The following is a 13422-nucleotide window of genomic DNA, read 5'->3' as shown; positions in this document are numbered from 1 at the left end:
GGGCGTGAAACAGCCGGGACTTCACCGTTCCCACCGGGATCCCTAAAATCTCGGCAATCTCTTTCTGGGGCAGATCTTCTAGGTCGTGCAGAATCAGAACCATTCTGTGTTCAGGGCTAAGCTGAGCCATGCTTTGCTGTAGAGCCTGTTGGTAGTGCAAGTGCATCAGGTCGGGGCCAGGGTGAGCGATATCCGATCCGAGGGCCAGGTTTTGGGTTTGGGAGTGTTGCCGGGCGCAGCGCCGTCGCTGATCTGAGGCCACATTCCAGCAGATGCGATACAGCCAAGTGGAAAACTGGGCCGAGCCGCGAAACCGAGGCAACCCTTTCCAGGCACGAATAAACACTTCCTGTACCAGGTCATCCAAAAGATCGGCTCCACACAAGGGATAGAGGATATTCCGTACCGACTGCTGGTATTTGCGGTAGAGTTGGCGAAAGCTCTGGCTGTCGCCGTTGAGGCAGCGCTGGATCAGCTCCCAATCGGATGTATCCTTTGCCGCCTGCACGAGAGGACGCTCCCTTGTTCTCAACCTTGCTTTGTCTGACTCCCAATGCCCCCAAAAGGTTCAAAGGATCCCTGTCTACGATGGCCCTCCACTTCCCGCCAAGCAAGATATGGTCGTTTAGGCTAGAGTGAGACACCTGGGCTATACGAGAAAAGCCTTATGGCCCCATGCATTATTGCTCCGCAGCGCTGACGCGACGACGCGACCAATGTTTTAGGTGTGGGTGCAGTGTCCTAGTTTGAGTCGAAATGACCATACCGGCATCTTCTGATTGCCGTTTTCCCTCAAAGGATACCCGCCGGCAGGTGTAGACAAGCCAATCCCTCTTGCCTGTTCGCACTTTCTCAATCCCAATTCTGTTGAATTCTATTGGCTCGTCGACCTACAATTCCAATAACATCAAAAAGAGGGAATGAAAAGCTGATCTTCAGGCCTGCCTGGCCATGGCCAAAACAACTCAGATAACCGATAAACCCGATCTGTTTGGATTCCTCTATCATCACCCGACGCTCATCCTTGCCATTCTGTTGGGGCCACCTCTCATTTGGTTACTGGTCTTTTACTTGGGGCCGCTGCTGGCGCTGCTGCTGCAAAGTTTTTATCATCTGGATCCCTTTACCGGCCTGATCCTGAGAAAGTTGACTTTGGCCACCTATCGGGAGCTGCTCACTCCTGCCAGCGTGGATATCTTTGTCCGCAGCTTGACTATGGCTTTGGCAGTGACCCTAGCTGCAATTGTGTTGGCTTTTCCTCTGGCTTATACCATGGTCAGACTGGCCTCTCCTCGCTGGAAGGACTTTTTGTACTTGTTGGTGCTCCTACCGCTTTGGTCTAGTTATTTGATTCGGGTTTATGCCTGGAAGTTGATCCTGGCCAAAGAAGGGATCCTTACCTATCTACTCACCCATGTGGGCCTACAGGGCTGGGTGGAAAAGATTTTGCAGTTGCCCGGGATCGGTGGGCCATCGCTGGCTGTATCCAACTTGGGTATTTTCTTGGTGTTTCTCTATGTTTGGCTGCCCTATATGATTCTGCCGATCCAGGCGGCTTTGGAGCGAGTGCCCGATAGCTTAATTGAGGCTTCTGCAGATTTGGGAGCTCAGGGTTGGCAAACGTTCCGCCATGTTACTCTTCCCCTCGCCTTGCCAGGGATCCTGGCCGGGTCGGTCTTCACCTTTTCCTTAACGCTAGGAGATTTTGTGGTGCCTTATTCTCTGGGCAATTCCAGCTATTTCATCGGGCAGGCAGTTCTCGCCTTTCAGGGCACCTCTGGCAACATTCCCTTGGCGGCAGCCTTCACGGTTGTGCCGATGGGGATCATGACCGTCTATCTGCTAGTGGCCAAGCGGCTGGGGGCTTTTGAATCGGTGAGCTGATCCGATCAAGGATTTTTCCAACACATGAGGAGCCAACTGAGCTAGGCTGGTAAGTGTTAACGAATGTATCGGGCTGTCCCTATGGTGCTCTTTGGCTTTGGCAAACTTGGCAAGAAACTGTCCCTGCCCAAACCGGAAGAAGCCTTGCCGGGCCGGGCCGAGCCGATGGTGATCGTGAATCGGCATTTTGTCAATGGCCATCCGCTGCAGCCGCCTTTTCCTGAGGGCATGGAGCTGGCCTTGTTTGGCATGGGCTGCTTCTGGGGGGCAGAGCGCAAGTTTTGGCAGGTGCCAGGGGTGTTCAGCACAGCGGTGGGCTACGCTGGCGGGTTTACCCCCAACCCCACCTATGAAGAGGTCTGTACTGGCCTGACCGGCCACAACGAGGTGGTGCGGGTGGTTTACGACCCAGCTCAGGTCAGCTATGCCCAACTGCTGAAGGTGTTTTGGGAAAATCACGACCCTACCCAGGGGATGCGCCAAGGCAATGATGTGGGCACCCAATACCGCTCCGGCATCTATGTGTATTCTCCGGCGCAGCGGGAGCTGGCGGAAAAAACCCGCGATCTCTATCAGCAGGCCCTGACCGCCCACGGCTACGGCCAGATCACCACCGAGATCTTAGACGCGCCTGAGTTTTACTACGCCGAAGACTACCACCAGCAATATCTGGCCAAGAATCCGCGCGGCTACTGCGGCCTGGGGGGCACTAAGGTTTGTCTGCCAGAGATCCTCACCGAGCCCGTCTGATCCACACCCTGACGGATCAAAAGATCCGGCGGGAATGGGATCCCCGCTCAAGGAACTCCCTAGCCACTAGGGTTACCACCGCCAGCAAGGAGAGCACCACCGCCGCCGCATAGGCTGAGCCGGTGGCATAACTGCGGTAGGCATCTTCCACGAACAGGGGCAAGGTCTGGGTGCGGCCAATGATGTTGCCGGAAACCACAGCCACAGCGCCGAACTCCCCCATGGCGCGGGCATTGGTCAAGATGACGCCGTACAGAAGGCCCCAGCGGATGTTGGGCAGGGTGATTCTCCAGAAGATCTGCCAGGGGGTCGCCCCCAGCGTTTTGGCGGCTTCTTCCTGGTCGGTGCCTGCCTCCTCCAACACCGGCAACACTTCCCGCGCCACAAAAGGAAGGGTGATGAAAGCCGTTGCCAACACAATGCCCGGAAAGGCAAAGATAACCCTCCAGGATCCCAGCCAACCCTGACGCCCGAAGATGAGCACCAGCATTAGGCCGGCCACCACCGGGGAAATGGAAAAGGGCAGATCGATCAGGCTCAGCAGCAGCGCCCGCCCCGGAAAACGCCGATGAGCAATGGCCAAGGCAGCACAGAGGCCGAAAAAGGTATTGAGGGGCACAACGACCAGGGCGGTTAGCACCGTCAATCGCAGGGCACTGAGCAACTCCCGCTCTGTCAGGCGATGGAGAAAGGCTGGGATCCCTTCTCGAAACGCCTGATAGAAGATGTTCACCACCGGGATCCCGAGCAGCAGCGCGATGTAAAGCCCGACGATCCCGATCAACAGGCCCGACAGCCATGTTGAGGGCTTCGGTTTGACACCTGCTACCTCGTCAGGTTTCATGGCGACTTCCCCAGGCTTGCAGAAGATTAATTACCACCAGCGACAGGAAAGAGATCCCCAACATCACCGTTCCGATCACCGTTGCCCCAGCATAGTCGTGTTGTTCCAGCCGCTGAATCACCAGCACCGCCGCAATCAAGTCCCGAAAGGGAATGCTGGAAGCGATGATCACCACAGAGCCGTATTCCCCCACGGCGCGGGAAAACCCCAGGGCTACCCCGGTGAGCACCGCCGGCAGGATCTGGGGCAGCACCACGCGCCGGAAGGTCTGAAAGCGGGAAGCCCCCAAACTCCAGGCTGCCTCTTCCACATCTTTCTCCAGCTCCTGCAACACCGGCTGCACCGTCCGCACCACAAAGGGAAAAGAAATAAACAGCATCGCCACCCCCACCCCCAAGCGGGTAAAGGAGATGCGGATCCCCAAGGGGGCCAAAAGGGATCCAATCCAGCCGTTGCTGCTGTAAACCGTTGCCAGGGTGAGGCCGGCCACGGCGGTGGGCAAAGCAAACGGCAGATCGATCAACCCCTCGAGAAGCTTTTTGCCGGGGAAGGCGTAGCGCACCAGCACCCAGGCAGTCAGGGTGCCCATCACGCCGTTGATCAGAGCCGCCAGCAACGCGGTTACAAAAGTAACTTCATAGGCGGAGAGGGCCACGGGATCCGTCGCGATCCGCCAAAACTCCGCCCAGCCCACGCTGCTGGACTTGGCAATCAAGGCAGCCAGCGGCAGAATCAACATCAAGAAGAGATAGCCCAGGGTCAGCCGCCACGGCCAAGACAGTTGAGACAAAGCTTGCAGCAACGTTTCTCAAGCTCCCACCGGCATTGCGGTCATCTCGGTTTTTTTGACGGGAAAGGCTTTCACCACCTTGGGGCGCACATAGACCTGCTGCCCCACCTGCAGGGGTTGGTTGGCATATTGCTCGCGGCTGAGATGGGCCCACAGGGATCCGCCATCGCTAAGAATCAGCTCCGCCTGAATCTCCCGACCCAGGTGGATGATCTCCTTAACGCGGGCAGAAACACCACTGCTGCCGGGGTTGACCTCAATCTGCACATCGTGGGGGCGCAAAAAAAGCTGATGCGGGCCGGCCTGCACCTCGGGAAGCTGGCAAAAGAGTTGGGAGCGGGGAGAAAGCTCGTTGACCGGGCCGACAAAGCTCATCACAAAGGGTGTAGCTGGATGGTCATAGATTTCTGCCGGGGATCCCACCTGTTCGATCCGCCCCTGGTTCATCACCACGATCTGATCCGCCACCTCCATGGCTTCCTCTTGATCATGGGTTACAAATACCGTTGTCACATGCACCTCATCGTGCAGGCGCCGCAACCACTTGCGCAGCTCTTTGCGGACTTTGGCATCCAGGGCCCCAAAGGGCTCATCCAACAGCAACACCTGCGGCTCCACCGCCAAAGCGCGGGCTAGGGCCACCCGCTGCCGCTGCCCCCCAGAGAGTTGAGAGGGGTAGCGATCCCCGAACCCCGATAGCTGCACCAGCTCCAGCAGCTCATCCACCCGTGCCCGAATCTCGGCCCGTGAAGCCTTGCGGATCTCCAAGCCAAAGGCGATGTTCTGCCGCACCGTCATGTGCTTGAACAGGGCGTAGTGCTGAAAAACAAAACCAATGTTGCGCTCCTGGACGCTGGCATGGGTAGCATCCCGCCCGGTGAGGGAAATCCGCCCCGTATCCGGCTTTTCTAGGCCGGCAATGAGACGCAGCAGGGTGGATTTGCCAGAACCCGATGGCCCCAAGAGGGCAACCAGGGATCCCGTGGGAATGGTGAGATCGGTGGGGTGAAGGGCCTGAAACTCGCCAAAACGCTTCGATACCCCTTCGATGGTGATACCCATAGGTTCTGCCTAGCTAGTGGTTTGCCTGAGAAGTTGCTGGATGGTTGCCGGCTGAGTCTTCTGGAGAGGGTGAGGGCAGTTAAACCCGCGGCTAATCTACGGTAAACCTGTCAACAAACCGTTGATATAGCTCCCAAGATAACTTGAATGGGGATCCAAAACAAGGGAGACTCCCTACAACTGAGCTTGGATGCGGTCAAACAAGGCCCCATCGGCAAAAAAGCGGCTTTGGACAACCTCCCATCCGCCCAGGTCGGCGACGGTAACCCGCTTCTCAACAGGAGGGTAACGCCAGGCAAACTCTTGGGCCACTGTGGGTTCTACCGGGCGAAAGCCCACCTCGGCAAAAGCCCGCTGCGCTTCTGGGGTGAATAGGTAGTCCACAAAGGCTTCGGCCACGGCACGGGTACCTTTGCGATCCACATTGGCATCCACCACGGCTACGGGGTTGTCGATGGAAATGTTGGGATCCGGCACCACATAGAACAGGGATTGGCCGCGCAGGCTGGCCAAGATCACCTCATGTTCGTAGGTGAGCAGGGCATCCCCTTGCCCTTTTTGGAAAAAAACATCGGTGGCCTCCCGCGAGTCCCGCGGCAAAATGCGGACATTCTTGTAGACCTGGGTGGTGAAGGCCAGAGCCTGGGGTTCAGGGACAGCGCTCCAGAGGGCTAAAAAGTTCCAGCGGGCGCCCCCTGAGGTCTTGGGGTTGGCGGTAACCACCTGCAAGCCGGGCCGAGCCAGATCTTGCCAAGAGCGGATCCCCTGGGGGTTGCCCTCCCGCGTTACAATTACTGCCACCGAACGGGTAACGATCCCTTGGTTGGGGGTACGGGCTTCCCATCCCGGCTGGATGAGACCCGCAGCCACGAGGCGCTCCACATCCAAAGCCAGGGCTAAGGCCACCACATCGGCATCCAGCCCGTCAATAACTGCCCGCGATTGCGTTGCCGAGCCGCCGTAGCTGCTTTCCACCCGCACCCGTTGCCCCGTTTTAGCCAGCCAGTGGGCCTCAAAGGCAGGAACGATTTTCCGGTAAGCGTCTCGAGTTACCGCAAAGGAGGCCAGGAGAATCGCTACTTCCTCTCTGGATCCCCCTGAGCCCATACCGCTGACACAACCACTGAGGCCAAGAAGAAGGCCAAAAATTAGGGATCCCATCCCCAGCCACCGCCCCATGCTCACCGGCAGCCTGCGGATCCCGGCCCCAACTCTCCCAGACCAGACCACCTCGATTGCTGAGGGGATCCCCCATTTGTTCGCAGGTGTCCCTTCAGTGTTCATAGCAATCCCCAAAAACTTCTCCTCCTCCTCAGAGGGAGTCCGCCCTCACCCCCAACCCCCCTCCCAAAAGGGGAGGGGACAAGCGCCAGGACTCTTCCCGTCTTATTCTACGGTAAGCCAGTCGGTAAACCGTTTTTAGTTCTCTGGGGATCTCTAGGGGGAGCAGGTGGCGAGGATTGGCGGATCGGAGATTAAAGCCAGAGCAGCCTTGAGGATCCCGGGATCCTCTGGAGAAGGGCGCAACTGAAACCCCAGCCGCTGACACAGGCGGCGCATGGCCTCGTTTTCGCAAAGAACCTCGCCGGTGAGGTGCTGGATCCCTTCGCAGCGGGCCACCTGAATGAGGCGGGTCAACAGCTCTGTGCCAATCCCTTGCCGTTGGTAGGGATCCGCCACCAGCATGGCAAACTCTGCTTCTTGGGGAAAGCCATGTTTTCTGGAGAGGCGGCTGATGCCGAGGATTAAGGACTTCGTCCCGCTGACGCGATTGGCCTCTGGCTCCTGTTTTTCTGCTACTAAGGCAATCTCGCGGTCGTAATCGTTAAAGCAAATGCGGGTAAGGCGCTCGTGGGCGATGCGGGCGCTGTATTTGATCGGGTGGAAGTAGCGCAGATAGACGCTGTAATCGGAGACGTGGCGGTGAAAATCGATCACCAAAGGCTCGTCTTCAGGGCGAATGGGGCGAATGGTGATGCCGTCCCGGAAGCTCCAGATGTACTGGGTGGGATAGGGGCGGATGGCCAAGGGCACCTGGGGATCCTGCTCGGTTCGCAAAATGACGCGGGCATCCAAAGCCAGCAGGCCCTCGCTGGAAGCCAGCAGCGGATTGATGTCGATCTCTTTAATCTCCCGCTGCTCGGCCACCAGTTGGCTAAAGCGCACCAAGAGCTGTTCCAGGGCCTCCAGATCGACAGCTGGGCGTCCGCGTACCCCCCTGAGGGCCTTGTAGATGAGGGTGTTTTCCATCAGGCGCCGCGCCAAGGTGGTGTTGAGGGGGGGAAGGCCAATGGAGCGATCCTGAAACACCTCCACCAGTTGTCCGCCACTGCCAAACAGCAACACCGGCCCAAACTGGGGATCCTGGCTGCTCCCCAGGATCAGCTCATAGCCATCCGTGTCCACCATCGGCTGCACCGTGACCCCCTGGAAGTGCTCCGGCCCCGCTTTCTCGCTGACGTTGCGGAGGATTTGCCCGAAGGCCCGGCGCACCGCCTCAGCATCGGGCAGGTTGAGCTGCACGCCGCCCACATCGGTTTTGTGGGTGAGGGTGTGGGAGTAGAGCTTCACCACCACTGGGTAACCCATGGCCTCGGCAGCTTCCACTGCTGCTTCGGGGCTCTCGGCCACCCGCGTCGGCACCACGGGGATCCCGTAGGCGGCCAGGATTTCCTTAGATTCGACCTCCGTGAGAAGCGTGCGGCCTTCCCGCCTCGCCTGGGCAAGGGTTTGCTGCACTTTTTCCTGCTCCACTGGCCTGGTGGGAGCCAGGGTGGGGGTTTCGTAGAGGGCCTTGAGGTTGTCACTAAAGCGCCACAGATGGCTAAACACCCGCGCCGCTTGATCCGGGTAGCGGTAGGTGGGGATCCCGGCTTGGTTGAGGATGTGCTCGCCCGCATCCACGCCAGCTCCCCCCATCCAACTGGCCAGAATGGGCTGCCGGGATCCACTGCGCCGCCAGGTCTCCACCACTTTCTCGGCAGTGGCCGTGGGATCCGTCATGGCTTGGGGGGTGAGGATGACCAGGCAACCCTGGCTGCCGGGATCCCGCAACACCACTTCCAAAACTTGGGCAAAGCGCTCCGGATCGGCATCCCCCAAAATATCAATGGGATTGCCGTGGCTCCAGTGGGGGGGCAAGAGCTGGTTAAGCTGCTCCAGGGTTTGGGGGGAGAGCTGGGCCAGGGATCCCCCGGCGCGGATGAGGGCATCGGTGGCCAGCACCCCTGGCCCGCCGGCATTGGTGAGGATGGTCAGGTGAGGGCCCTGAGGACGGGGCTGTTTGGCCAGCACCTCCGCCAGGTCGAAGAGATCTTCAATGTGATCCACCCGCAGCACGCCGCAACGGCGGAAGGCCGCATCCAACACTGCATCGCTGCCGGTGAGGGAGCCCGTGTGGGAAGCGGCTGCTTGGGCTGCCGCCTGGGTGCGCCCCGCCTTGATGACAATGATGGGCTTGCTCAGGGCCACCTCTCGGGCCGCGGACAGAAAAGAGCGGGCATCCCCGATGGATTCCATGTACAAGACAATGCTGTGGGTATGGGGATCCTCGCCCAAGTAGTCGATTAAGTCTCCCCAGCCCACATCCAGCATCGATCCCAGAGAGATAAAGGCGCTGAAGCCCACATTTTCCTGCAGGCTCCAGTCCAGGATCGAGGTGCACAGGGCCCCACTTTGGCTGATGAAGCCCACATTGCCGGGCCGGGCCATCTGGGCAGCAAAGGTGGCATTTAAGCCTGTGTGAGGGTTTTGGATCCCTAGGCAGTTGGGGCCAATCAAGCGCAGCTTCCCAAGGACTCCGTCCCGCTGACGCGATTGGATAGTCTGCTGAATTTGCTTCTCCAGCTCCCAGCCAGCAGGGCCCGTTTCCTTGAAGCCTGCTGAAAGAACAATGGCGCCCTTGACCCCGGCTTCTACGCACTCCTGCACCACCTTGGGCACCCCCGCTGCCGGAATGGCGATAATGGCCAGATCCACCGGCTCCGGCAGAGCGGACAGCCGCTCGTAGGCCCGGATCCCCAACACCTGGTGCCGCTTGGGGTTGACCGGGTAGACCGTGCCGCCAAAGGGATGGCTAATGAGGTTCCACAGCACCGTCCGCCCCACACTGCCCTCCCGCTCCGTGGCCCCCACCACCGCCACCGAACGGGGCAGAAAAATGGGATTCAGGGGATGGGATCGGGCCCTCCAGATATCCACACTGGGATCCAGTCGTTGCCACATACCCTACTCCTTAGGCCAACACTGGTTCCGGCTGGTGGTAGAGGGCAGAATCCACCCGGCAGCCCCGATAGGCCAAAACGTACAGCTCCTTCATGTCTTGAATGAGGGGATAGCGGGGGTTGGCGCCGGTGCATTGGTCGTCAAAGGCTTGCTCCGCCATCGCCTCCAGACGGTCGTAAAACTCCCGCTCTTTCTCCCCCAGGGCCTCGCGAATGGTGGCCGGGATCCCCAGTTTCCGCTTGAGCTCTTCGATGGCCTCAATGAGGCGCATGACCTTTTCATCGTCATCCGCCCCGCCCAACTGTAGGTAATCGGCAATTTCCGCGTAGCGGTGTTTGGCGTTGGGATAGCGGTATTGGGGAAAAATGGCCTGCTTAAAGGGGGCGTCGGTGGCGTTGTAGCGGATGACGTGGGTAATCATCAGGGCATTGGCCAGGCCGTGGGGCAGATGGAAGGTGGATCCCAGCTTGTGGGCCAGGGAGTGGCACACCCCCAAAAAGGCGTTGGCAAAGGCCATGCCGGCAATGGTGGCGGCGTAGTGAACTTTTTCTCGGGCTTCTGGATCTGCAGCACCTTTTTCATAGGCCCGCGGCAGGTAGGTCATGAGCAGCTTGATGGCTTGTAATGCCAGCCCATCGGTAAAATCGCTGGCCATCACCGACACATAGGCTTCCAGAGCATGGGTGAGGGCATCGATGCCGCCGTAAGCCGTTAGCTTCTTGGGCATCTTTAAGGTGAGATCCGGATCCACAATGGCCATGGTGGGGGTGAGGGCGTAGTCCGCCAGGGGGTATTTGATCCCCACCCGGTCATCGGTCACTACGGCAAAGGGCGTCACCTCGGATCCCGTGCCGGAAGTGGTGGGGATGCAGATGAGCTGAGCTTTTTGCCCCAGTGGCGGCAGCTCGTAAACCCGCTTGCGGATGTCCATAAAGCGCATCGCCAAGCCATCAAACTCCACCTGGGGCTGCTCGTACATCAGCCACATCACCTTGGCCGCATCCATCGGGGATCCCCCACCGACCGCAATAATCACATCCGGTTGAAACTGGCGCAACTGCTCCAGACCGCGATTGACGTTGCTGAGGGTGGGATCCGGCTCTACATCGTGGTACACATCCCAGCTCACGCGAATCTCATCCAAAACCTGGGTGATGGGATGCAATATGCCCAACTCAAAGAGCGGCTTATCGGTCACCAAAAAGGCGCGTTTTTTGCCGGCCAATTCCCGCAGAGCAATAGGCAGACATCCGGGCTTGAAGTAAACCTTGGGCGGGATCCGAAACCAGAGCATGTTTTCCCGACGTTGGGTTACCGTTTTAATGTTGAGCAGGTGGCGCGGCCCCACATTCTCGGAGATCGAATTGCCTCCCCAAGTGCCACAGCCCAAAGTCAGAGAGGGATCTAGCTTGAAGTTGTAGAGATCCCCAATGGCCCCTTGTGAAGAGGGAGTGTTGATCAAGACTCGACCGGTTTGCAGGGCATTTTCAAAGTAGGCAATATCGTCCCGATTGGCGGGATCTGTGTACAAAACAGAGGTGTGTCCCCGCCCGCCGAAATTGACCAGTTGGACAGCAACATCTACGGCGCTGTGGAAATCGTTGGCGCGGTAGAGGGCCAGAACAGGGGCCAATTTTTCGTAGGAGAAGGGCTCCTCCGGCCCCACCTTCTCCACTTCCCCAATCAGCAGTTTGGTGCCTTCGGGTACCTGGATACCGGCCAGGGCAGCGATGGTCTGCACCGACTGGCCCACAATGGCCGGATTGAGGCGACCGTCTTTGAGAAGGATGCGGCGCACGGCTTCGATTTGTTCCGGATCCAAAATGTAGGCCCCCCGATGGCCGAACTCGGCCTTGACCTGCTCGTAGATGGCATCCACCACCACCACTGCCTGTTCTGAGGCACAGATCATGCCGTTGTCGAAGGTCTTGCTCAACAAAATCGAGCTGACAGCCATGGGAATATCGGCACTGGCATCGATCACTGCCGGGGTATTGCCCGCTCCCACCCCCAAAGACGGGTGGCCCGAAGAGTAGGCCGCTTTAACCATGCCAGGCCCGCCGGTAGCCAAGATCAGCTTCACCTCAGGATGCTGCATCAAAGCCTGGGACAGCTCGATGGTGGGCTCATCGATCCAGCCGATCAACCCCACAGGAGCGCCCGCTGCCTCGGCGGCTTCCTTAACCACTTTGGCCGCGGCAATGGTGCATTGTTTAGCCCGCGGGTGGGGAGAAAAGATAATGCCGTTGCGGGTTTTGAGGGTGATCAGAGCCTTGAAAATTGTCGTCGAGGTAGGGTTGGTTACCGGCACAATACCTGCCAAAAGCCCTACTGGTTCAGCAATGCGCTCGTAGCCAAAGCTCTCATCCCGCTCGATAACCCCGCAGGTTTTCTCGTGTTTGTATTTGTTGTAAATGTATTCCGAGGCAAAGTGATTTTTGATCACCTTGTCCTCCACAATACCCATGCCGGTTTCCTGTACCGCCAGCTTGGCCAACGGGATCCGTTCGTTGTTGGCAGCCAGAGCGGCTCTGTGAAAAATCCGGTCTACCTGTTCTTGGGTGAAAGTTGCGTATTCAGCTTGAGCAGCCTTCACCTGTTGGATCAGGGTTTCCAACTCGGCTAGATGGGTCACTGGCATCGGTGGATCCCTCCAAAACTCATCAAGACTTAGACGATAGGAACAATTGACAATCGGATAGTTGGAAATAGTCGAATAACCCGAATGGCAATCTAGGCGCCAACAGGAGCAGGAACTTGGATTTCGGTGGTCAGGGTGGGGGGATGGGTGAGCGTATTGTGAATGATGCAGGCATCAACTGCTTTTTCCAGCCCCTTTTGATGCCTTCCGTCCAGCGGGATCCCAGTTTTTACACGAATGTGAATGTTGTCTAGGCGAGCCGGATGCTCAACTTTCTCCGCCGTGACCACCACCTCTAGTCCACTGGGATCCAACTGCCGAGCTTCCAGATATTTGACGGCATAAAAACCAACACAGGCGCCCAGAGAAGCCAGAAACCATTCCGGCGGCGTCATTCCCTGATCTCGACCGTGATTGTCCAAAGGCTGGTCGCTGAGAATGCGGTGCCCTCGGCTTTCCGCTTGGAACTGAACACCATCGCGGTAGGTGACGCAAACTTCCATTGGGGATCCCTCCTCTTGGGGTATTCTTCAGTTCACATAGAGTCCGTAAAGTTAGCCTGGGGATCAACTTGGATTCCAGTCAGCTCAGGGCCAATCTGGAGACGGTGCAGAGATTAACTGTGAATCACTTCGGATCTAAGCGTGACCTGGCTATGCTGACCCAAGCCGCAACTGCAGAATTGTCAAATAGCCACCAGTCCTTGATCCCGAAAGATTTGTAAGGCGTGATTCACCTGTTCGGGTGTGGGTGGATCGACATCGGCAAGGGTGTAAGGCAATCCCAATTGCTGCCATTTGTATTCCCCCATCTTGTGAAAGGGCAAAACTTCCACTCGCTCCACGTTGGATAAGGTGGCCACAAACTCGGCCAGACCCTTAATGTTTTCCTCGGGATCCGTCAAGCCGGGAACCAGCACAAAACGAATCCAGGTAGGCTTGTGGATCTGGTCTAAATAGCGGGCCAGATTAAGAGTGGGTTCTAGCGAAACGCCGGTAACCTTTCGATACAGCTCCGGCAGATAAGACTTGATATCCAGCAACACCAAATCTGTATGCTCCAACACAGGCTTGGCTGCTTCCAGTTGCCCATAGCCAGAAGTATCCAAAGCCGTGTGCAAGCCCAACTCATGACAGCGACGGAAGATCTCAGCTACAAAGGTGGGTTGCATTAAAGGCTCTCCCCCGGTAGCCGTAACTCCCCCCCCTCGCAAGTAATTCTTGTAAC

Annotated in this window: 11 protein-coding genes; 2 read left to right on the top strand and 9 right to left on the bottom strand. The window is 58.1% G+C overall.

What is annotated here, in order from left to right; translation table 11 throughout:
- A partial coding sequence (locus tag NW820_RS04355; protein WP_414406784.1) for a sigma-70 family RNA polymerase sigma factor occupies nucleotides 1-475 on the bottom strand: 475 nt, incomplete at its 3' end.
- A gap of 476 nt (nucleotides 476-951) precedes the next feature.
- On the opposite strand from NW820_RS04355, the gene NW820_RS04350 reads away from it, so the two are divergent.
- Together NW820_RS04350 and msrA are read left to right on the top strand one after the other, a co-directional pair.
- The gene (locus NW820_RS04350; protein WP_414381006.1) at nucleotides 952-1884 is read left to right on the top strand and encodes an ABC transporter permease; all 933 of its coding nucleotides are present in this window, start codon (nucleotides 952-954) and stop codon (nucleotides 1882-1884) included.
- An 81-nt stretch (nucleotides 1885-1965) separates the two neighbouring features.
- Nucleotides 1966-2634 carry a peptide-methionine (S)-S-oxide reductase MsrA gene (gene msrA, locus NW820_RS04345; protein ID WP_414406783.1) on the top strand — a complete coding sequence of 223 codons (669 nt, stop codon included), beginning with the start codon at nucleotides 1966-1968 and terminating at the stop codon, nucleotides 2632-2634.
- Between the two features lie 16 nt (nucleotides 2635-2650).
- On the opposite strand, the gene cysW is transcribed toward msrA, so the two are convergent.
- From cysW to NW820_RS04305, 8 genes are all read right to left on the bottom strand, one after another.
- Entirely contained in the window at nucleotides 2651-3478 is an 828-nt protein-coding gene (gene cysW / locus NW820_RS04340) for a sulfate ABC transporter permease subunit CysW (protein WP_414343939.1), read from the bottom strand.
- Nucleotides 3468-4280 carry a sulfate ABC transporter permease subunit CysT gene (gene cysT, locus NW820_RS04335; RefSeq protein WP_011431904.1) on the bottom strand — a complete coding sequence of 271 codons (813 nt, stop codon included), beginning with the start codon at nucleotides 4278-4280 and terminating at the stop codon, nucleotides 3468-3470. The genes cysW and cysT overlap by 11 nt, the downstream gene beginning before the upstream one ends.
- A 6-nt stretch (nucleotides 4281-4286) precedes the next feature.
- On the bottom strand, nucleotides 4287-5330 hold the full coding sequence (locus NW820_RS04330) for a sulfate/molybdate ABC transporter ATP-binding protein (RefSeq protein WP_011431905.1): 1044 nt from the start codon (nucleotides 5328-5330) through the stop codon (nucleotides 4287-4289).
- Nucleotides 5331-5504: 174 nt separating this feature from the next.
- A complete protein-coding gene (locus NW820_RS04325; protein WP_414406782.1) occupies nucleotides 5505-6614 on the bottom strand; it encodes a sulfate ABC transporter substrate-binding protein in 1110 nt (369 codons plus the stop codon).
- A 153-nt stretch (nucleotides 6615-6767) separates the two neighbouring features.
- Nucleotides 6768-9554, bottom strand: coding sequence for a GNAT family N-acetyltransferase (locus NW820_RS04320; RefSeq protein ID WP_414406781.1), 2787 nt, complete (start codon nucleotides 9552-9554; stop codon nucleotides 6768-6770).
- A 10-nt stretch (nucleotides 9555-9564) separates the two neighbouring features.
- Nucleotides 9565-12195 (bottom strand): bifunctional acetaldehyde-CoA/alcohol dehydrogenase, encoded by a 2631-nt coding sequence (gene adhE, locus NW820_RS04315; protein WP_414406780.1) that lies wholly within the window; start codon nucleotides 12193-12195, stop codon nucleotides 9565-9567.
- 92 nt (nucleotides 12196-12287) lie between these two features.
- Complete coding sequence (locus NW820_RS04310; protein WP_414343934.1) at nucleotides 12288-12698, bottom strand: OsmC family protein; 411 nt, start codon at nucleotides 12696-12698, stop codon at nucleotides 12288-12290.
- Nucleotides 12699-12880: 182 nt separating this feature from the next.
- A partial coding sequence (locus NW820_RS04305; protein ID WP_414406779.1) for a radical SAM protein occupies nucleotides 12881-13422 on the bottom strand: 542 nt, incomplete at its 5' end.

The organism is Synechococcus sp. R55.7 (assembly GCF_047461955.1).
GTDB lineage: Bacteria > Cyanobacteriota > Cyanobacteriia > Thermostichales > Thermostichaceae > Thermostichus.
The sequence above is the reverse complement of the archived record's forward strand: the minus strand, read 5'-3'. Positions and strand labels throughout refer to the sequence as shown.